This is a genomic window from Antarcticibacterium flavum (assembly GCF_006159205.1).
Taxonomy (GTDB): Bacteria; Bacteroidota; Bacteroidia; order Flavobacteriales; family Flavobacteriaceae; genus Gillisia; species Gillisia flava.
Genome location: NZ_CP040812.1, coordinates 1,630,099 through 1,650,866, shown reverse-complemented (window position 1 = coordinate 1,650,866; position 20,768 = coordinate 1,630,099). Strand labels below are relative to the sequence as shown.

Annotated in this window: 15 protein-coding genes; 7 read left to right on the top strand and 8 right to left on the bottom strand. The window is 42.0% G+C overall.

Going from position 1 to position 20,768, the window contains the following annotated elements:
- Positions 1-19 precede the first annotated feature (19 nt).
- Entirely contained in the window at positions 20-652 is a 633-nt protein-coding gene (locus FHG64_RS06815) for a 7-carboxy-7-deazaguanine synthase QueE (protein ID WP_139065713.1), read from the top strand.
- Positions 653-768: 116 nt separating this feature from the next.
- Here the strand turns inward: FHG64_RS06815 and FHG64_RS06810 are convergent, their stop codons facing one another.
- Both FHG64_RS06810 and FHG64_RS06805 read right to left on the bottom strand, forming a co-directional pair.
- A complete protein-coding gene (locus FHG64_RS06810) occupies positions 769-2,301 on the bottom strand; it encodes an IS1182 family transposase (protein WP_139064573.1) in 1,533 nt (510 codons plus the stop codon).
- A gap of 87 nt (positions 2,302-2,388) precedes the next feature.
- Positions 2,389-2,967, bottom strand: coding sequence for a DUF2911 domain-containing protein (locus tag FHG64_RS06805; protein ID WP_139065712.1), 579 nt, complete (start codon positions 2,965-2,967; stop codon positions 2,389-2,391).
- 263 nt (positions 2,968-3,230) lie between these two features.
- On the opposite strand from FHG64_RS06805, the gene asnB reads away from it, so the two are divergent.
- From asnB to secDF, 5 genes are all read left to right on the top strand, one after another.
- Positions 3,231-4,859: an asparagine synthase B gene (gene asnB, locus FHG64_RS06800; RefSeq protein WP_139065711.1), complete on the top strand. Its 1,629-nt coding sequence runs from the start codon at positions 3,231-3,233 to the stop codon at positions 4,857-4,859.
- Between the two features lie 124 nt (positions 4,860-4,983).
- A complete protein-coding gene (gyrB, locus tag FHG64_RS06795) occupies positions 4,984-6,924 on the top strand; it encodes a DNA topoisomerase (ATP-hydrolyzing) subunit B (RefSeq protein WP_139065710.1) in 1,941 nt (646 codons plus the stop codon).
- Positions 6,917-7,996 (top strand): DUF6588 family protein, encoded by a 1,080-nt coding sequence (locus FHG64_RS06790; protein ID WP_246054321.1) that lies wholly within the window; start codon positions 6,917-6,919, stop codon positions 7,994-7,996. The genes gyrB and FHG64_RS06790 overlap by 8 nt, the downstream gene beginning before the upstream one ends.
- A gap of 87 nt (positions 7,997-8,083) precedes the next feature.
- Complete coding sequence (mdh, locus tag FHG64_RS06785) at positions 8,084-9,010, top strand: malate dehydrogenase (protein ID WP_139065709.1); 927 nt, start codon at positions 8,084-8,086, stop codon at positions 9,008-9,010.
- 154 nt (positions 9,011-9,164) lie between these two features.
- On the top strand, positions 9,165-12,152 hold the full coding sequence (gene secDF / locus FHG64_RS06780; protein ID WP_139065708.1) for a protein translocase subunit SecDF: 2,988 nt from the start codon (positions 9,165-9,167) through the stop codon (positions 12,150-12,152).
- Positions 12,153-13,279: 1,127 nt separating this feature from the next.
- On the opposite strand, the gene FHG64_RS06775 is transcribed toward secDF, so the two are convergent.
- From FHG64_RS06775 to folE, 5 genes are all read right to left on the bottom strand, one after another.
- Positions 13,280-13,768, bottom strand: a complete 489-nt coding sequence (locus tag FHG64_RS06775; protein ID WP_317133593.1) for a DUF192 domain-containing protein — start codon at positions 13,766-13,768, stop codon at positions 13,280-13,282.
- The gene (lgt, locus tag FHG64_RS06770) at positions 13,765-14,586 is read right to left on the bottom strand and encodes a prolipoprotein diacylglyceryl transferase (protein ID WP_139065707.1); all 822 of its coding nucleotides are present in this window, start codon (positions 14,584-14,586) and stop codon (positions 13,765-13,767) included. Before lgt ends, FHG64_RS06775 begins: the two co-directional genes overlap by 4 nt.
- 77 nt (positions 14,587-14,663) lie before the next feature.
- Entirely contained in the window at positions 14,664-14,888 is a 225-nt protein-coding gene (gene yidD / locus FHG64_RS06765; RefSeq protein ID WP_139065706.1) for a membrane protein insertion efficiency factor YidD, read from the bottom strand.
- A 17-nt stretch (positions 14,889-14,905) separates the two neighbouring features.
- Entirely contained in the window at positions 14,906-16,390 is a 1,485-nt protein-coding gene (gene cysS, locus FHG64_RS06760) for a cysteine--tRNA ligase (protein WP_139065705.1), read from the bottom strand.
- A gap of 25 nt (positions 16,391-16,415) precedes the next feature.
- A complete protein-coding gene (gene folE / locus FHG64_RS06755; protein WP_139067910.1) occupies positions 16,416-17,093 on the bottom strand; it encodes a GTP cyclohydrolase I FolE in 678 nt (225 codons plus the stop codon).
- A 143-nt stretch (positions 17,094-17,236) separates the two neighbouring features.
- On the opposite strand from folE, the gene FHG64_RS06750 reads away from it, so the two are divergent.
- Entirely contained in the window at positions 17,237-19,081 is a 1,845-nt protein-coding gene (locus FHG64_RS06750; RefSeq protein WP_139065704.1) for a T9SS type B sorting domain-containing protein, read from the top strand.
- Positions 19,082-19,162: 81 nt separating this feature from the next.
- Here FHG64_RS06750 and FHG64_RS06745 read toward each other — a convergent pair whose 3' ends face one another.
- Entirely contained in the window at positions 19,163-20,674 is a 1,512-nt protein-coding gene (locus FHG64_RS06745) for an OmpP1/FadL family transporter (protein ID WP_139065703.1), read from the bottom strand.
- Positions 20,675-20,768 lie beyond the last annotated feature (94 nt).

Sequence of the window (20,768 nt, the reverse complement as noted above, 5' to 3'; positions counted from 1 at the left end):
ATCCGTATCTTTGCACGCTATGATAAAAGAAGAAACACAGGAGCTGGTAGACCAGGGAAAAATGTTGCCTTTAATGGAGGCTTTCTATACCATACAGGGAGAAGGTTATCATAAAGGAACTGCCGCCTATTTTATAAGAATAGGTGGTTGTGATGTAGGCTGCCACTGGTGTGATGTTAAGGAAAGCTGGAATGCAGATCTTCATCCACCCACTGCTGTAGATACTATGGTGGAAGAGGCAGTTAAATACAGCAAAACTATTGTGATCACTGGAGGGGAGCCTCTAACCTGGGATATGGGGCCACTTACTTCGAGCCTTAAAGAAAAAGGCTGTGCTATCCATATAGAGACCTCAGGAGCTTATGAGCTAACAGGCCACTGGGACTGGATATGTCTTTCTCCTAAAAAGATAAAATTACCTACAGAGGAGATATATGCTGTCGCCAATGAACTTAAGGTAATTGTCTTTAATGCACACGATCTAAAATTTGCAGAGGAACAGGCTGCAAAAGTGAATAATGATTGTATACTCTATCTCCAGCCGGAATGGAGCAAGCGGGAAAAAATGATCCCCTTGATCGTAGATTATGTCATGAAAAATCCAAAATGGAAGGTTTCCTTGCAAACCCATAAATATCTTAATATTCCATAAAAAAAGAGGCCGTCTAAAAAGTAATTTTTAGGCGGTTTCTCTTTTTAGGTTATTTAATGATTTGTTTGGTCTTCTCCTTTTTAAAAAATTAATAGAAAGTCAAGGATATAGTCTTTTTAGGCTACACTGAACTTCCTGAGGTTGTGTGCCATTGCTATGAGTCCTATCTCAGTGGTAGCTTTATCCATTCCCCGGAGCATAAACCGTTTGAAACCCATGTTCTGCTTGATATTTCCAAAGACAGCTTCCACATCCCAGCACCGGCGCTTACGATGTGCTATTCCTTCTTCACTTAGCAGCAAATCTCTTGCTTTTTCTTTTAGGCGAATTAGGTTGTGATTGCGTTCGATGGTCCTGTTCCCTTTTGCTTTATGGCAGCTGCCTCGCAGCGGGCAGCCAAGGCAATTCTGAGCCTGGTATTTGTGGATCGTTTGTTTAAAACCATTCTTAGTTTCACTTTCGTAGCTTTCTATTTTATTCATCGCCTGCCCCATTGGACAGTAATAAGTATCTGTTTCCTGGTTGTAAAACAAGTTATCGGGATGGAAAGGGTTTTCTCTGTGCTTTTTATCCCGTTGTTCTTTGTGAAAGTAGTTGTATTTCACATAGGCAGTAACTTCTTTCTCTTCTAGATCAACATAATTTTCTTCACTGCCGTAACCAGCGTCGGCAGTAAGAGTTTGAGGAGCTTCTCCATAGGAGGCAATATGTTTTTGCAGGTGATCTTTTAAAGTGGTGGTGTCAGCTGTAGTTTGTGCTAAGGAGTAGTTAACGATAAACTGATTATTGGTTGAAGCCTGCAAGTTATATCCGGGTTTTAATTGCCCATTTTGCATATAATCATCTTTCATCCGCATAAAGGTGGCATCGGGATCTGTTTTGCTGTAGCTGTTCCTTGTTCCCAGGATCTTCTCCTGCTCATTATATTTTTGTAGGTTCTGTGGCCAGTTCTTTTTGGCATAATTGAGCTTTTGTTTGACCTTCTTGTCAATCTCTTTGTCCTTCAGGGCCTGGTTTATGGTGTCAATGGTTTGAGCAACTTTTTCAGGATCGATGGCTTCAAAATCAGGTTCATTAGGCAACATTTGCTCCTGGTCATAGACACTCTCAACATATTTCCATAGTTCTTTAAGTTGTTTTTTGATTCGCTCTTTACTGGTCTTGTTAGACTTGCCCCACACAAAGGTATAGCGGTTAGCATTGGCTTCTATCTTGGTGCCATCCACAAAAAGTTCTTTAAGTGATAGCACTCCTTGTTCTGCCAATAAAATTACAACCTGATTAAAAATGTTTTGAAAAGTTCCTTTTAAGCGTTTTCCCCTAAAATCATTGATGGTATTATGATCTGGTTTGCTTTGCCCGCTAAGCCACATAAAGTGTATGTTCTCCTGTAGGGCTTGCTCTATCTTACGAGAGGAGTAAATGTTGCGCAAATAGGCATAAATGGTCACTTTTAATAACATCCGGGGATGATAGCTGGAAGTGCCACCTCCTTTATAGCTCCTTTCTAAAGCGGAGATATCAAGGCGATCAACAATCGTATTTACAATTCGGACAGGATGATTCTTAGGAACCAAATCATCATAGCTGGGCGGAAGAAGACTTAACTGGTCCTGTGAGTAAGTCTTAAATACAACTTTCTTGTTCATAGCATGAAAATAATACTATCCATAATTATTTCCAACAAAAAAGGCTGCCTTTTCAGACAGCCTCTTTTTTTTAAAGAAATAAGAGTTTTATTTTTTATTAGCAGGCATAAATGGTACTTCTACATATTTGTCATCCCAGCCCATCAATAATTTGGCACCTTCCCCCTGTGGCTCAAAGGCAACAGAGAAGCTTTCAATTGTAGTTGGAGAATTTCTTACAGGCACTTTTATTCTCACCTTATCCTCCTTATCTGTATATTCATAAGCTCCCCAGGTATGTATCCTGTTATTTAGGATAATTGTCCACTCCTTTTCGCCCGGGATGGTGTACACTGTATAAGTTCCCGCTTCAACCAAGGCATCGGCTACTTTTACATCCTGATACAGGTTTAACTCTGTTGCTTCATTTGCACCTGTACGCCAAACTTCCCCATAGGGAACAAGATTTCCAAAAACCTGGCGATTTCTCTTTTGAGGTCTGCTGTAAATGACCCGGGCTACCGCCTCATCATCAGTATTTCTGTAAATAGCTATATCCATGGGACTGGCATCAATTTTCGGGAAATTGGGACCTTCCCTTGGAGTGTCCTGTTTGTCCTGAGCTTCCATAGAAATGGTATTCAGGGTAAAAAATGCAATAGTTGCTAAATAGACTAATTTTTTCATAAATAATTATTTTTGATTTTTTATCAAACCGCTATAAATGTAGGATTTATAGCAGTGTACGACTGTTAAGAAATGCTTATAATTTCAAAATGCTTAGTTGAATCTTTCAATCTAATAGTTTTTCACCTGTTGCACCAGATGTTTTATTCTTTAAAATTTAAAATATTTGAAATTTAATTCTCATATGTAAGCAAAATATAATTTTTGCTTTTTGTTGGTTATCTTAAGGGCCATATTTGCTTCATAAATATAAAACAAAAGTTATGTGTGGAATATTAGCAATTATTGGATCATCTCAAACAGAAAGCAAGATTGATGCCTTATCTAAGCGTATGAGCCATAGGGGGCCAGATGAGAGTGATCTTCATGTTACAAAGAGCGGGGCTATCCTTAGCCATGAAAGACTTGCAATAATGGATATTAATACCGGCATACAGCCCATACAGGGAAGCCGCAGTGCCTGGATGGTACATAACGGGGAGATATATAACTTCAGGGACTTAAAGAAGAACGAGCTTAAGGAGCATAGCTTTCGCACCACGGGAGACTCGGAAGTTATAGTGCATTTGTATGAAAAATATGGGTATGAGTTTGTAGATAAGCTGGATGGTGATTTTGCCTTTGTGGTGGTAGACGGTGATGATTTTATTGCTGCCCGGGATCCAATAGGTGTAAAACCCCTGTATTATGGAAAAGATGAGGAAGGAGCCCTTTGGTTTGCCAGCGAAATGAAAGTCCTTGCAGATCAATGCGTGGAATTCCAGGCATTTCCTCCGGGATATTATTATACGCCAGTAACCGGTTTTGTGCAGTATTACAAACCAGCCTGGTACAGTGAAGCCGAATGTACAAAAGAGGCAGGCCTTGTTAAACTTAGAGAATCATTGATTGATGCTACCAGGAAAAGACTTATGGCAGATGTACCTCTTGGGGTGCTTCTAAGCGGGGGGCTGGATTCCTCCCTTACATCCTCAATCGCATCCCGTCTTTTAAAAGAAGAGGGTAAGGAATTACATTCGTTTTCTATTGGGTTGGACAGCGAAGCGCCAGATCTCAAGGCGGCGAAAAAGGTTGCCGATTTTCTTGGAACCATCCATCATGAGATCCACTTCACTATTGAGGAAGGTATAGAGATCATTAAAAAACTTATCTGGCACCTGGAGACGTATGATGTAACATCTATTCGGGCCAGTACCCCTATGTATTTTCTTTCCAAAGCTATTTCAGAAGCAGGGATCAAAGTTGTACTTTCAGGGGAAGGGGCAGATGAGATCTTTGGCGGCTACCTTTATTTCAAGAATGCACCTTCAGCAGTAGAATTTCAGAAGGAAACCATCAGGCGCGTACAAAGGTTATCAACTGCAGATTGTTTGAGGGCAGATAAATCTACTATGGCCCATGGTCTGGAAGCAAGGGTGCCATTTCTTGATAAGGAATTTTTGCAAACTGCAATGGAAATAACCGCTATAGAAAAAATGCCTTCTACTCACGGGGGGGTAGAAAAATATATCCTTAGAAAAGCTTTTGATACCCCAGAGGATCCATTTTTGCCGGCTGAGGTTCTATGGAGGCAAAAGGAGCAATTTAGCGATGGTGTTGGTTACAGTTGGATAGATAGCCTTATCGAGTATGCGAAAGCACAGGTAAGTGACGCAGAAATGCAAACAGCGGCTGTAAAATATCCGGTTAACACCCCGGCCACTAAAGAGGCGTATTTCTACCGTGAAATATTTGCAGGATTTTACCCGCAGGAGAGTGCGGCGCGTTCAGTAAAAAGATGGGTTCCAAAATGGCAGGAGGATCTTGATCCAAGTGGAAGGGCCAGTTCTACCCACATCGCAAAAAAGCAATTTACACCTGCAGCTGCAGAAATGAAAATTGTAGCCATTTAGAGCTGTTTTTTCACAAAAATTGTTAATAACTTAAGGGTATTGAGGTGCGCATCAAGCTAATAGGAGTAAGGGTTTTGTTATATTTGTCTGTTGCAAAATTTGATAAAATTTAACAGAATTATATATGAGCGAAGAAGCGAAGAAACACAATTACTCGGCAGATAGTATCCAGGCGCTGGAAGGGATGGAGCATGTGCGCATGCGCCCTTCTATGTATATTGGTGATACCGGGGTAAGAGGTTTACATCACCTGGTATACGAAGTAGTTGATAATTCTATAGATGAGGCCATGGCCGGCCACTGTGACACTATAAAAGTCACAATTAATGAAGATGGATCTGTAACTACCGAGGATAACGGTAGGGGGATCCCAATCGATATGCACAAGAAGGAGGGAGTGTCTGCCTTGCAGGTGGTAATGACCAAGATTGGTGCGGGAGGAAAATTTGACAAGGATTCTTATAAGGTCTCAGGTGGTCTTCACGGGGTGGGGGTAAGTTGTGTGAATGCACTTTCTACTCATCTCAAAGCTACTGTTTACCGTGACGGGCAAATATGGGAGCAGGAATATGAGCAGGGGAAACCTATGTATCCTGTTAAACCTGTTGGGGAAACAGACCTTAGTGGTACCGTGGTTACTTTTATGCCAGATCCCACGATCTTTCAGCAAACAACAGAATATAGCTATGATACCCTGGCAAGCAGGATGAGAGAATTGTCTTTCCTGAATAAAGGAATTACGATCTATCTTACAGATAAGCGGCAGGTAAATGAAGATGGTACGCATACTACCGAGAAATTCCATTCAGAGGAAGGTTTAAAGGAATTTATAAAATATCTGGACGGTAACCGCGAGCCTATCATAGGAGATGTGATCTCTATGGAAGGAGAGAAGAACGATATTCCTGTTGAGGTGGCGATGGTGTATAACACCTCGTTCAATGAGAATTTACATTCTTACGTTAATAATATAAACACTCACGAGGGAGGTACCCACCTTTCAGGATTTAGAAGAGGCCTTACCACAACCCTAAAGAAGTATGCAGATGCTTCAGGGATGCTGGATAAGCTTAAATTCGAGATCGCGGGGGATGACTTCCGTGAAGGGTTGACCGCGATTATCTCAGTAAAGGTTGCAGAACCTCAGTTTGAAGGACAAACAAAGACCAAACTTGGTAACAGGGAGGTAACGGCAGCGGTTTCTCAAGCAGTTTCAGAAATGCTGGAGAATTACCTGGAGGAAAATCCGGGGGATGCCAAGATCATTGTTGAGAAAGTGATCCTTGCCGCACAGGCACGTCACGCGGCCAAAAAAGCGCGTGAGATGGTGCAGCGTAAGACGGTGATGAGCATAGGAGGGCTTCCCGGGAAATTGTCTGACTGTTCAGAGCAGGATCCTTCAAAATGTGAAGTATACCTTGTGGAGGGAGACTCTGCAGGGGGTACGGCAAAGCAGGGAAGAGACAGGAATTTCCAGGCCATTTTACCACTAAGGGGAAAAATCCTCAATGTTGAGAAAGCAATGTCTCATCGTGTTTTTGACAATGAGGAGATAAAAAATATATATACCGCCCTTGGGGTTACTATTGGTACAGAGGAGGATAGTAAAGCATTGAACCTCTCCAAATTGCGATATCATAAAGTAGTGATTATGTGTGATGCCGATGTGGATGGTAGCCACATCGAGACACTTATTCTTACTTTCTTTTACCGCTATATGAAGGAGCTGCTTGAAAACGGCCATATCTACATTGCAACTCCACCTCTTTACCTGGTGAAGAAAGGACAGAAAAAACAATATGCGTGGAGCGACAAGGAGCGTGATGAAATAGCCGCAAGTTTTAGCGGGGGTGTGCAAATTCAACGATACAAAGGTCTTGGGGAAATGAATGCAGAGCAGTTGTGGGATACCACTATGAACCCTGAATTTAGGAAACTTAGACAGGTTAATATAGACAACAGTAGTGAGGCAGACAGGATCTTCTCGATGTTAATGGGAGATGAGGTGCCGCCAAGACGGGAGTTTATAGAAAAGAATGCCGTCTATGCTAATATAGATGTTTAATAAAAAAGCCCACGAAAAGTGGGCTTTTGCTTTTGTAACCGCCTTTAAAAAGGAAAAGTCTCCAAGTGAGATTTTTTCTTATTTTAGCGCCCAAACCAATTCATTATATATGTTGAAAAAGAACCTTCAATTGTTGATCATTCTGTTGGCGGGTATTACTGCTACAGCACAAAACGAACAGGAACGCCTTATAAATGACATGCTTTTGGTGGCAGAGAATTTTGCCAATCCGGGGGCTGAAGGTGCTGCAATACAGTCCAGTGCAGGCTGGTTCACATCTGCCACTACTCTTGAAAAATGGAAATTTGAGGTTTCGGTTCATGGGAATGCCCTTTTTGTGCCAGACGGGAAACAAAGAAAATTATCTTCCAACAGGGATTTTTCCCTTCTTTCTTTTAGGGATGCCAATAACGCTGTGCTTCCTACAGTATATGGAGGTAATACCGATGCTGTCTTTGAAGGCAGGATCTTTGGACAGGATTTTTCCTTTGATGCGATAGATGGTTTGAATAAGGAAAATATTATCCACCCATATCCACAGGTAACAATGGGTCTCCCATACAGTACAGAGGTATCTGTAAGATTTCTTCCATCTATTATTGTAAACGATGTGGGCTTTCAAACCTATGGGATAGGTTTAAAACATAATTTCACCCAATATTATGAAAGGAGATATAACCCAGAGGATTTCCAGTTTGCAGCGGCTATTGCTTACAGTAATTTCAAAGTTGATTATGCTTTTGAGCAAATCTCGCTACCGGTCCTTCAGCTTAACAGGGTGGATGTGAATGCAGACCTTTGGTTATTCCAGGTGCTGGGATCCAAATTATATGACACTTTTGAGGTGTTTGGGGCATTAGGGCTTACCGCCTCCAATTTTGACTACAAAATGGGAGGTACCGGTGAGGCACTGCCTTTGCTTAATAATGCCTTGCAGGGAGTGGAAGGCAGCGGTACAAATTTCAAAGGTGATCTTGGATTCAACTATTACGTGGGGAATTTTAAAATAAGCAGCATGTTTACGGCCAGTAACTTTTTTAATGTGAATTTGGGAATACATTACAGGATATAAGCAGAGTTTAACCATTCCTTATTCCATATTAAGCCCATATTTCGTATTTTCGCTGAAACATCAATAAATCATTAAAAAATATATAAAATGAAAGTTACTATCGTAGGAGCAGGTGCCGTAGGTGCCAGTTGTGCAGAGTATATTGCAATAAAGGATTTTGCCTCAGAAGTTGTTCTTCTTGATATCAAGGAGGGGTTTGCTGAAGGAAAGGCAATGGATTTAATGCAAACTGCTACCCTTAATGGATTTGATACCAAAATTACCGGAACTACCAATGATTATTCAAAAACTGCCGGCAGTGATGTGGTTGTGATAACCAGCGGTATTCCAAGAAAACCGGGAATGACCAGGGAAGAGCTAATAGGTATTAATGCCAATATAGTTAAGGAAGTGGCTTCCAATCTTATCGAGCATTCCCCTGAAACTGTTATGATAGTAGTGAGTAATCCTATGGATACCATGACTTACCTGGTTCATAAAGCCACGAACCTTTCAAAGAATAAAGTTATAGGTATGGGTGGTGCTTTGGACAGTGCGCGTTTTAAATATAGATTAAGTGAAGCTTTGGAATGTCCACCCTCAGATGTTGACGGGATGGTAATTGGAGGGCATAGTGATACCGGGATGGTGCCATTGACAAGGCTGGCCACAAGAAATTCTGTTCCTGTGAGCGAGTTCCTTAAAGAGGACAGGCTGGAGCAGGTTAGTGAGGATACTAAAGTAGGTGGTGCAACCCTTACCAAATTATTGGGTACCAGTGCCTGGTACGCTCCGGGAGCAGCAGTATCTGCTCTTGTGCAGGCCATTGCCTGTGACCAGAAAAAGATGTTCCCATGTTCTGCTTTGCTTGACGGGGAATATGGCTTAAGTGACCTTTGTATTGGAGTGCCTGTAATCCTTGGAAAAAATGGTATTGAAAAGATTGTTGAAATAGAACTCAACGATGCTGAAAAAGCTAAAATGAAGGAAAGTGCAGAGGGAGTTAAAAAAACAAATGACCTCCTTGAATTTTAAGAATATGCTATTTATTTAGCTGCTGAAAAAGCCTCTTTTAAAGGGGCTTTTTTTAGTTTAAAAGTTAAATTATTCTAAAAAAAAATAATTGGGATTTGAATCATGAAGTCCTATATTTGTCCGTTTTATAAAATGACCTAAATATTAAGGAATAATGCAGAATAAAGGACTGATCAAGATTTTTGCTATTTTGTTTGGACTGGTATGTATCTACCAGTTATCGTTTACATTTATTGCAAGTAGTGTAGAGAGTGATGCTGAAGCCTACGCTCAGGGAAAAATTAGCGGTGATGTTGAAAATTATTCAGTAGCACGGGAACAGGAGGCGAGCAGGTATCTTGACTCCATTGGGAATGAGGAGATCATTGCCGGGATTACTTATAATTCAGCTAAAGAAAAAGAACTTAATAAAGGTCTGGATCTTAAAGGAGGGATCAACGTTATTCTTCAAATTTCTGTTAAGGAGATATTAAGAGGTCTGGCAAATAACAGCCAGGACCCTGCATTTAATCAGGCTCTTGCTGAAGCTGATGTAGCCCAGAGAAACAGCCAGGATAATTATATAGACCTCTTCTTTGAGTCATTTAATAATATAGAGGGGGCACAACTGGCCTCTCCTGAAGTTTTTGCTAATAAAGGTTTACAGGGGCAGGTTAACTTTGATATGTCAAACAGTGAGGTTGAGCCTATAATTAGAGAAAGAGTAAACGAATCCATTACTTCTGCATTTGAAGTATTGCGTAAGCGTATAGATAAATTTGGGGTTACCCAGCCAAATATCCAAAGATTAGGAAACTCCGGCAGGATCTTAGTAGAGCTTCCGGGAGCCAAGGATATTAGTCGTGTTAAATCCCTTCTTCAAAGTACAGCACAGCTTGAATTCTGGTTTGTACATAAGAATAACGAATTTGGCAACTTCCTTATGAATGCCAACAATGTGATCGCTGAATCAAGGAGGTCACAGGAAACAACACAAGCTGAACCTGTTGCAGATACGGTTGCCGATGAGCAGGAAGAAGATGAAATAGAAGCCTTACTTGCCAGCCAGGAAGATACTGCACAGGCTGCAACAAGTGGAAATAACCCATTGCTCGATAAAGTGGTATCTCCAGGTTTCCAGGGAAGTCCGGTACTCGCAACATTCCGTACACAGGATACTGCCCAGGTAGGGGAGTATCTAAGGATGCCGCAGGTGCGTTCTTTATTACCTTCAGATCTTCGCTATGCTGAATTTGCATGGGGTGTTCCAAAGAACAATGTGGTAGAATTGTACGCCCTTAGAGGTAATCGTGAAAACACACCTCCTTTAACCGGGGATGTTATTACAGATGCACAACAGTCTTTTGACCAATTAGGCCGTGTGGATGTTACTATGCAAATGAATGGTAAAGGTGCCAAGATATGGGAAGAAATGACCGGCAAGGCATACCAGGAGCAGGGGAACATTGCCATTGTTCTTGATAATGTAGTATACTCGGCTCCTACTGTGTCCACGGGGCCTATTAGCGGTGGAAGAAGCCAGATTTCCGGTGATTTTGATATTGCTGAGGGACAGGATCTTGCGAATGTCCTTAGAGCAGGTAAACTTCCGGCTTCAGCAGCTATTGTTCAAAGTGAGATCGTTGGTCCTTCGCTTGGACAGGAAGCAATTGATAGCGGTATTACCTCCTTCCTTATTGCTCTTGTTTTTGTATTGATATGGATGGTTTTTTATTACGGTAAAGCCGGACTGTTTGCAGATGTTGCCCTTGTGGTGAACATTCTCTTCATATTTGGGATCCTTGCAGGCCTTGGAGCTGTGCTTACCTTACCAGGTATTGCTGGTATTGTGCTTACCATAGGTATGTCTGTAGATGCAAACGTACTTATCTTCGAACGTATTAAGGAGGAACTGGCTAAAGGAAAGGCTCAGAAAGATGCAATTAAGGATGGTTTTAATAATGCCTTATCTTCTATTCTGGATGCCAACATCACAACAGGTCTTACAGGTTTGATCCTGCTGGTACTGGGAACAGGTCCTATAAAAGGTTTTGCAACTACCTTGTTAATTGGTATCGCAACTTCATTATTCACTGCGATCTTTATTACAAGGTTGTTCATAGACGGATATGGTAAAAATGGTAAATCATTACCGTTCAGTACAGCTGCTACCAAAAACCTTTTCCAGAATTTAAGTATCGACTTCCTTGGAAAAAGAAAGATCGCTTATATGGTTTCAGGTGTAATGCTTCTTATAAGTATTGGGTCCTTCTTCATTAACGGTCTTAACCAGGGGGTTGATTTTATTGGAGGTAGAACTTATACAGTAAGATTTGCTCAGGATGTTAATGCAACTGAAGTTCAAAATGACCTGGTTGCAGTATTTGGAAGTGCAGAGGCTAAGACCTTTGGAGCCAACAATCAATTAAAGATCACTACAAAATATAAAGTGGAAGATGAAGGGGAAGCTGTGGATACCGAGATACAGCAAATGATGTTTGAAGGATTACAATCTTACCTTCCTCAGGATATAACTTATGATGACTTCACTATAGGAAGCGGGGAACGCGGTATTGGAATTATGCAATCTATGAAAGTAGGTCCTACTATTGCAGATGATATTAAGAATGACTCTTTCTGGGCGGTAATTGGATCGCTTGTAGTAGTGTTCCTTTATATCCTGCTTAGGTTTAGGAAATGGCAGTACAGTTTAGGTGCTGTGGCCGCTGTTTTCCACGATGTGATCATTGTTCTGGGAATCTTCTCTCTATTCTACAATATAATGCCATTTAGTATGGAGATCAACCAGGCATTTATCGCGGCTATACTTACGGTCGTGGGTTACTCGCTGAATGATACCGTGGTGATCTTTGACAGGATTAGGGAGTTCGTAAATGAACACACCAGCTGGCCTCTTGGCAGGACTGTGAACAGTGCACTTAACAGTACAGTGAGCAGGACGGTGAACACCTCTTTGACCACAATTATAGTATTGCTTGCAATCTTCATCTTTGGTGGAGAAAGCTTACGAGGATTTATGTTTGCTATGATCGTTGGTATCATTGTGGGTACTTACTCATCCCTTTTCATCGCAACCCCTGTTATGTTTGACAGTGTGAAGAAAAAGGAGAAGATGGACAAAAGAAGAAAAGTTGCCGCTTAAGGTTACTTAGATAATCATAGAAAAAAGGCTGCCTTGAAAGGGCAGCCTTTTTTTATTTGTTTCTCTTGCAGTAAATAATAAATGAAGTTCGGTTGTGTTGGTGTGCATCCAGTCCCCGCCACCGTCAGCCAGATTTTATTGCATGGTCTATTGAGTTAGTAGGAGGGGTCTGGCGATTTCTTTCAAAAGTTTTTGAGACCGTGGGTCCAATCCAAGACCGTTAGATGCTGAAACAAGTTCAGCATGACGTGAGAAGAGGGTTTTCAGATCCAACGAGCATCCTCGCCACCGTCACCCTGAGACCCCGATAAATTTTTTTTATTAGCGTGAGGTGATGACGTATGAATATCATCAATAAGTATAATATTCTTCTTTGCAGAATTTCTCCCGGCCTACGAAAGCTTATCATAAAATTTGATATGAGAGGGGCGTTAAAAATTTTAGGCTGTTTGAGCGGAACGGATTAAACTCGCTAGAATGGATTTGCTCGCGAGTTCCTAAAATTTAGCCACCGAATGATAAATTTAGATAAGCTTTCGTAAGCCTAGACTTTTTTGTTTCTTTTTTGGGCGATGCAAAAAAGAAAAGGCGGTCCTATGAAATGGGAATAAACTCCCCTGGATAATAGAAGAAATATAGAATACGTCAATGGTAATTTATTTCAGGGTCTAATGGGTTAGAAGGAGGGGCTAGGCGATGGCTTTGGAAGATATTAAGCTCGTAGGTTTTATCAAGAGCGTTAGATGCTGAAACAAGTCCAGCATGATGTGAGAAGAGGATTTTCAGATCCTATGAGCGTCCTCGCCACCAGCACCCTGAATGTATTTCAGGGTCCAATGGGTTAGAAGGAGGGGTTAGGCGATGGCTTTGGAAGATATCGGGCCCGTAGGTTTTGCCAAGAACGTTAGATGATGAAACAAATTACCAGCATGACCTAAGTAAACACTTTGTCCCGTTAGGGACCATATATGGGTAGAAGAGAAAAGACAAGAGAATAATCCGTGCCTTTAGGTACGGCATATAGTATCACAGAGGATGGTATGATCAGGATATCTAATCAAGGTTAGTTCCGGAAACAAGTTCATAAGTCCTGATTCCAACATTGTATTAATGAAAAGCTGATTAGATCAATCCTTCCAAAACCTCATTTTATCCCCTGTTTCTATGTTCCATTCCTCAACCTTGCCCGCATTTACCTCGAGAATGAACTGTGCCGGGGCGTTGGATGGGATTGAGGTTTCATCCAGTGGCTCTGCATTCTCATAAAAGCTCACCACAATGCTGTCTTTGTTATAAAAGATAAGGTCCAGCGGGATATAGGTATTCTTCATGTAGAAGTTACGCTGGCCCTCCTGGGAGTATACAAATAACATTCCCTGCTCCTCTCCCAGAGATTCCCTGTACATTAGGCCGGTTTCCCATTCATAGGGTGTATCGGCTATTTCTATTTCCAGGGTTTTGATAACCTCTCCCTCTTTCAAAAGTTCCATCTCACCCTCCCGTTCAAATGTGATCTCGGGAGTTTCAATAGAACTTTCCTTTGGCTCATCAGCACAGGAAATTAATAGCCCTGGGATAAGCAGGAAATAAAGCCAATGTTTTTTCATTAGTATCATACTGCAGTATTTTTGACAGGCCTGTACATAAAGTAAAAGCCGGCTATTATAAACGGAATACTAAGCCATTGTCCTGTATTAAGGGACAGAACGATCTCTCCCTCACTTTGTGGCTCCTTCAGGAATTCGATAAAGAACCTTACTGTCCAAAGCAGCACAAGAAACAGGCCGAAGAGATAACCTATCTTCTGCTTTTTATCAGTTTTCCAGTACACAAACCAAAGAGCCAGGAATACCAGGGCGTAACAAAAGGCTTCATATATCTGGGTGGGATGCCTTGGGAAATTCTCTCCCAGTTGCACAAAGATGACCCCAAAGTCTGTGTTAGTGGGTTTTCCTATAATTTCAGAATTTATGAAATTCCCTATCCTTATAAAAACGCCCCCGCTTGCCACAGGAATCACAATCCTGTCCAGGATCCATAAAGTAGGTTTGTTAAGTACGTTTTTTCTGTAAAGATACATAGCAATAATGATCCCTATTGCCGCACCATGACTTGCAAGTCCGCGAAAGCCGGTGAACTGGAATTCAGGCTCAAATTTTACGGGCAGGAATATCTCCAGTAAATTATGCTGAAAATAATCCCAGTCATAAAATATTACATGTCCCAGCCGGGCACCTATTAATGTGGCCAGTACCGTGTAAATAAAAAGAGGATCCAGTTTTTCTACAGGGATCCCTTCTTTTACATAGATACTTTTCATGATATACCAGCCCAATCCAAAGGCTATCAAAAACATTAAACTGTAATAGTGGAGGGTGAAGAATCCCAGATCCAGTCCTTCAGAAGGATTCCAGACAATAGCATTGAATAGCATGTATGATTTTTTAAATTGTGGTAGTAAATATACATATTTGCATTGTTTTGAAACAGCACAAACACAAATAATGGGAACTATGGTACAGGGTCGTGGCCTTTCCCGCCCCAGGGATGGCAGCTGGCTATGCGTTTTAGTCCAAGCCATCCTCCTTTGAAGAAGCCGTATTTCTTAAGGGCTTCCAGGGTGTATTGAGAACACGTAGGGGTATACCTGCAGGTGGCCGGAGTCAATGGCGATATTACTTTCTGATAGAACTTTACCAAAAGTATGAATGGGTATGCGAGCCACGTTTTTAGCATAACCACTTGTTTAAATGTTAGTCAATAGAAAAGGTGGTGCCTTCCTTGCCGTCCTTGAGCTGTATTCCCAGTTCAAGCAATTGGTCCCTTATCTGGTCGCTGGTTGCAAAATCTTTATTATTACGAGCCTCAGCTCTTAATTTTATTAAAAGCTCTACAGTACCTGAAAGTTTTTGGCTGCTGTCCTCATTGACGGTGGCGGTGTCAACCAATCCCAGGACATCAAAGATAAAGGCTCTCATGATCTCCTGCAGGAGTTCCCTGTCGGCAGACTTGAGTTTTTCATCGCCTTCTTTTACAGCATTGATGAATTTCACTGCTTCAAACAGCGTTGCTATGAGAATGGGGCTGTTGAAATCATCATTCATCGCGTCGTAACAACGTTGCTTCCACTTTTGAAGATCGAAAGATGTAGTTGAAGATGTAGGAAGATCCTCAAGATGACGATATGCATCCATAAGCCTGTTAAAGCCTCTTTCACTGGCCGCCAAAGCCTCATCAGAAAAGTCAAGGATGCTTCGGTAATGTGCCTGCAGCATAAAGAATCTCGCGACAGAAGGGTTATAGGCCTTGCTAAGGACATCATTTTGGCCGGTAAAGATCTCTGTAGGTAAAATGTTATTTCCTGTACTTTTGGCCATTTTTTTCCCATTAAGGGTAAGCATATTAGCGTGCATCCAGTAATTTACAGGATTTTTACCGGTAGCTGCTTCGCCCTGGGCTATCTCACATTCATGGTGTGGGAATTTAAGATCCATTCCACCGCCATGTATATCAAACTCTTCTCCCAAATATTTGGTGCTCATTACTGTACATTCCAGGTGCCAGCCCGGGAACCCGTCACTCCAGGGAGATGGCCAGCGCATGATGTGCTGCGGTTCGGCTTTTTTCCATAAAGCAAAGTCCTGCGGATTCTTCTTATCGCTTTGGGCAGCAAGTTCCCTGGTGTTAGCGATCATATCTTCAATAGCCCTGCCGCTTAACCTGCCGTAATTGTGATCTTTATTGAACTTAAGAACATCAAAATATACAGATCCATTTACCGCGTAAGCGAATCCTTTATCAATAATGGTCTTTATGGTTTCAATTTGCTCTACAATATGGCCTGTAGCCGTAGGTTCAATACTTGGCGGGAGATTGTTGAATTTTTCCAGGATGTTGTGGAAGTCCACGGTGTAGCGTTGCACCACTTCCATTGGTTCAATTTGCTCCAGCCTGGCTTTTTTAGCGATCCTGTCTTCGCCGGTCTCAGCATCATTTTCAAGATGGCCGGCATCTGTAATGTTACGTACATAGCGCACTTTATACCCAAGGTGCTTCAGGTACCTGAAGACAAGGTCAAAAGAGATAAAAGTACGGCAGTTGCCTAAGTGAACATTGCTATAAACAGTTGGTCCGCACACGTACATTCCAACATTTCCTTCTGTGAGGGGGGTGAAGATCTCTTTTTCCCCGGTCATTGAATTGTAGATCTTCAAGCTTTGCTCTTTATAAACCGCCATAAATGTATGCTGATATAGTTTTTAATTAAAAAGTAGTGTCTAATTTAATATAATCCAGGAATTCCCTTTTCACACCAGGGTCTTTAAAGGCGCCGCCAAATTCACTTGTAACGGTACTGCTTTCTATATCCCTTATTCCCCTGCTGTTAACACAAAGATGCTTGGCATCAATAACACAGGCAACATCCTCTGTCCCCAGTGCTTTTTGAAGCTCCTGCACTATTTGCATCGTCATACGCTCCTGCACTTGTGGTCGTTTGGCAAAGTAATCCACGATCCTGTTCATTTTGGATAGACCAATAACAGACCCTTTCGAAATATATGCTACATGAGCTTTACCTACTATAGGAAGAAGGTGGTGCTCACAGGTAGAGTAAACAGTAATGTTTTTTTCTACAAGCATTTCCCCGTATTTATATTTATTTTCAAAGGTAGATGCTTTGGGTTTTCTTTGAGGGTCAAGGCCGGCGAACATTTCTTTCACAAACATTTTTGCCACCCTTAATGGGGTACCTCTAAGACTGTCATCATTCAAGTCCATTCCAAGGGTATCCAAAATATGTTTCACGTCCTCGGTGATCATAGCGATCTTTTCGGTATCACTAAGATTGAAGGCATCTTCCTTCATAGGGTTTACTGCACTGCTGGATGCATGTGCATCACCAAGTTCGTCTATTTCATTCTCAATTTGGTCTATCTTCATAGCACTTTTTTCTATTGTAGTCGTAATCTTTTCAATTGGCTTGCAAAGATACATATTTTCAGGCTGTTTCATGCAAGTTTCATAAATCTGCATATGTGCTGTAAAAGGAAATTCCTTAATTTGCAGGTAGTTCCTGTAGAAATATGAAAACCCGTCGCCATTATTTAATATTCATTCTTATATTTTCCTGGTACGGGGTAAGTATTGCGCAGGGTGACCGCTGTTCCTCTATTCAACCTTTTTGCGCGGGAGATGAACAATTGGTTTTCGAAAATTCAAATTTCACTAACAGTGCTCAGGTTCAGGCAGAGCCGGGGCCATTTTATGGATGCCTGGACGATCAACCTTATCCCGCCTGGTTCTATTTGCAAATCCGGGATTCCGGTAATCTTGAATTTCTTATAAGGCAATCTCAAAACCCTGATGGTTCAGGGATGCTTTATGATGTGGACTTTATAGTATACGGCCCCTTTGATGCAGAGGATGATTACTGTAGCAACGCGTCACTTTCAGCAGGGAATGTTATTGACTGTAGTTTTGACCCGGCCGCTGTTGAGGAGATGAGGATTCCCAATGCCGTGGCAGATGAGATCTATGTAGTCCTTATTACCAACTATTCAAACCAACCCGGTTTTATAAGCCTGCAGCAAACCAATTCTGCTTCAGGGGGTTCAACAGATTGTTCGATTGTGGGCAGTACCCTGGGACCCGATATTGCTGTTTGCGGGGAATCCTCATACACCCTCGACGCAACCAATGCACAGGCTACCTCCTACACCTGGTCCATATTTAATGAAACTACCGGAAATTATGATGTCATACCTAATGAAACCGGGGCAACCCTAACAGTTTCTGAAACCGGGAATTACCAGGTTATTATAAGAAGCGAGGTCCTGAATGCAGAGGTTACAGATGATGTCCTGGTGGAATTTTTTGAGTTGCCCGTGCCTGGTTCCACATCTGTAGTTACAGGATGTTTGCAGGGGGAGGAAGTAACCTTTGATCTACAGGATACCGCTGCGGAACTTATTGGGACCAATACAGGAAATTTCACTACCAGGTTTTATTTGAGCCGGCAGGATTATGAAGAATCTAGCCCGTTACCGGCCGGACCTGTGGTTTATAATGTAAATGACACCTTTACCTTGCTTGGCACACTTGTCAATGAAGACACAGGATGTGAATCCCTGCCTGTGACATTAAATTTAGATACTTTCCTGATGCCTGCAGTAGAATTTCCCGAATTTACAGCTTTGTGTCTGGATCTAAATGCAAATGTGGTAAATACCGTTTTGCTGGGGGAAGATCTTGGCCCCGGGTACACATACGCCTGGAATATTCCAAATGATCAAAATGGAGATGGATTAGAGGATGCCGTGCTGGAACTGGATGCCTTTCCATCTCAAAACCCCATCACATTAACTGTTACTCATACAGCTACCGGGTGTAGTAGCTCCTATTCCACTTTGGTGCGTGCTTTTGCTGCGCCGCGGGAAGTTACGGTGGAAGTGGAGGGAAATGACTTTGATGGAGGCTATGTGGTAACTGCCACAGCAGTTCCTGGTTTTGGCAATCCAACTACTTATGAATACAGGCTTGATGATGGTCCCTGGCAGGAAAATCCTGTTTTTACCGGGGTGTCTGGCGGTACACATACAGTTACGGCAAGGCAGGTGGATGGTTGCGGCATGACTACCTCGAGGCCATTCCGGTTATTTGGTTATCCACGGTTTTTTACCCCCAATAATGATGGGTATCACGATACATGGAATGTGGTGAATGATGGGGAAGGGCTGGTTGGGAAAATTTTGATCTTTGACCGGTATGGAAAGCTCTTAAAGGAACTTGATCCCAGGGCCGCCGGGTGGGATGGTAATTATAACGGCCGGTCAATGCCGGCAGATGATTATTGGTTTTCCCTGGAATTTCGGGATGAGGCCAGCGGCGAGCTGCAGGTTTTTAGAGGGCATTTTTCCCTGGTGCGCTAAAAAAAATCCGGACCTTCCAATTTTATAAGTGACTCTAAGGTCAAGTAAAAAAGGGGGGAGGAAGGCCCGAAAACTTTTAAGTTACAGTCCGAAGCTCAGGGAAAGGATCACATTGGTAAAATCACGATCTATCCCTGCACGATTGGTTAAACCAACCTGGTAAAGCTGCGGGTTATCTGTCCTGCTGGCATTATCATAAGCCAGGTCAATTTTTATATTGCCAAAGTTATATCCTAATCCGGCTGAGTATCCCGTAAGATCCCCTATAGTGGTTTCATCTACATAGGGACTCTCTTCAAATCTATATCCACCTCGCAGGCTCCAGTTGCTTATCCTGTATTCGCCACCTATCCTGTAAGTAGAGGCAGCTCTCAAATTATCGGCAATTATACTGTTTTGGAACATAAATTCAGGATCTCCGGCAGGTCGCAATTCAATACTGCTGTAATCCTTATAGGAATAATCGAAACTCAGGAGTCCGCTGGGGCCGAAGAGAACCGCCAAACTACCGGTAAGTTTCCCCGGGGTTTTAAGATTATAATCGGGATATGAATTTACAACATTGGGATTCACAACTACTCTCTCATCAAATTCATTGCTGAAGGTTTCAAGCCTTTGAGTAGCTCTTTCATTTATTGTATACCAGGTGGGGGTATCATAAGTAACTCCCAGCCTGAAGTTATCACTAAGTTTTGCAATTGTTCCTACCTGAAGGGAAAACCCGCTCCCGGTGGTGCTTAGATTATTGCCAAAGATCACTTCATTGGTCTCACTTCCTGCATTGGAATTTCTTTCCAGCAGCCTGGTAGACCTGTCATAATTGAGAAAGTGTGCATTCAGGTTGGCTCCCATGTAGAGGAAATCTTCAAATTCTGAAGCAAAATTAAAAGTGAATTTTCCGTTTAAGCCGGTTGCTGCGTAGGAATAACTCTGGTCAAAACTTCCCGGTGCAATTGTGGACGTATAACTGGTGTTATCAAGGGTATTGGAAACAGGATCTATGATATAACCCTGGTATCCCAGGAAAGCCTGCTGCGCTCCAAAGCCTTCATTCTCTCCAAGGAATAAATAAAGATCGGTTATGGTTTCGTTCTCTATTGTTTCAAGTAATTCCAAAGGTATTCCATTGGCATAGTTCAGGAAATAACTGTCAATGGAAGTTGATCCAATTCCTCTTGCCAGGAAATTATCATCAAAATTATTGGTTTGAGCATAATTAACACCAATGGTAAACTTCCCAAAGCGGTTATCTGGGTTAGTGCTGTTGAAAACCAGTACGGCTCCCGCCTGTTCAAAATTTACATCAGAATTTCTATTGGCATTGAATCCGTTAAAATAGCTGGTGGAATTCCTGCGATTATTATAATTAAGTGTAACGGTGGAGTAGCTGTTGAGAAACACAGCAGATCCTGCTGGATTCATGCTCATTGCAGATATGTCTCCGCCAAGAGCTCCAAAGGCGCCGCTCATCCCCCTGTAACGTGCGGTTCCAGAGAGACTTTCTGTGGAGTACCTTAAAGCATCGGTTATGTTCTGTGCCTGAGAGAAGCCCATGCCTAAAAACGCCAGGGCAGTGATAAATATCTTTTTCATATTTGGATATTAAATTATTTAATGAACAAATGCAATTCGTATATCCTCACAGGTGATGATAACGCATTGCATTTATGTTCTTATAGTGTGTCGT

Excerpts from the sequence above, each read along its gene's own strand:
- FHG64_RS06815 (WP_139065713.1), top strand. The coding sequence starts at position 20 with ATGATAAAAGAAGAAACACAGGAGCTGGTAGACCAGGGAAAAATGTTG.
- folE (WP_139067910.1), bottom strand. The coding sequence starts at position 17,093 with ATGAAGATAGACCAAATTGAGAATGAAATAGACGAACTTGGTGATGCA.
- FHG64_RS06790 (WP_246054321.1), top strand. The coding sequence starts at position 6,917 with ATGTTTAATAAAAAAGCCCACGAAAAGTGGGCTTTTGCTTTTGTAACC.
- cysS (WP_139065705.1), bottom strand. The coding sequence starts at position 16,390 with ATGGCGGTTTATAAAGAGCAAAGCTTGAAGATCTACAATTCAATGACC.
- asnB (WP_139065711.1), top strand. The coding sequence starts at position 3,231 with ATGTGTGGAATATTAGCAATTATTGGATCATCTCAAACAGAAAGCAAG.
- FHG64_RS06775 (WP_317133593.1), bottom strand. The coding sequence starts at position 13,768 with ATGATACTAATGAAAAAACATTGGCTTTATTTCCTGCTTATCCCAGGG.
- gyrB (WP_139065710.1), top strand. The coding sequence starts at position 4,984 with ATGAGCGAAGAAGCGAAGAAACACAATTACTCGGCAGATAGTATCCAG.
- yidD (WP_139065706.1), bottom strand. The coding sequence starts at position 14,888 with ATGCTAAAAACGTGGCTCGCATACCCATTCATACTTTTGGTAAAGTTC.
- FHG64_RS06750 (WP_139065704.1), top strand. The coding sequence starts at position 17,237 with ATGAAAACCCGTCGCCATTATTTAATATTCATTCTTATATTTTCCTGG.
- FHG64_RS06745 (WP_139065703.1), bottom strand. The coding sequence starts at position 20,674 with ATGAAAAAGATATTTATCACTGCCCTGGCGTTTTTAGGCATGGGCTTC.
- FHG64_RS06810 (WP_139064573.1), bottom strand. The coding sequence starts at position 2,301 with ATGAACAAGAAAGTTGTATTTAAGACTTACTCACAGGACCAGTTAAGT.
- lgt (WP_139065707.1), bottom strand. The coding sequence starts at position 14,586 with ATGCTATTCAATGCTATTGTCTGGAATCCTTCTGAAGGACTGGATCTG.
- secDF (WP_139065708.1), top strand. The coding sequence starts at position 9,165 with ATGCAGAATAAAGGACTGATCAAGATTTTTGCTATTTTGTTTGGACTG.
- mdh (WP_139065709.1), top strand. The coding sequence starts at position 8,084 with ATGAAAGTTACTATCGTAGGAGCAGGTGCCGTAGGTGCCAGTTGTGCA.
- FHG64_RS06805 (WP_139065712.1), bottom strand. The coding sequence starts at position 2,967 with ATGAAAAAATTAGTCTATTTAGCAACTATTGCATTTTTTACCCTGAAT.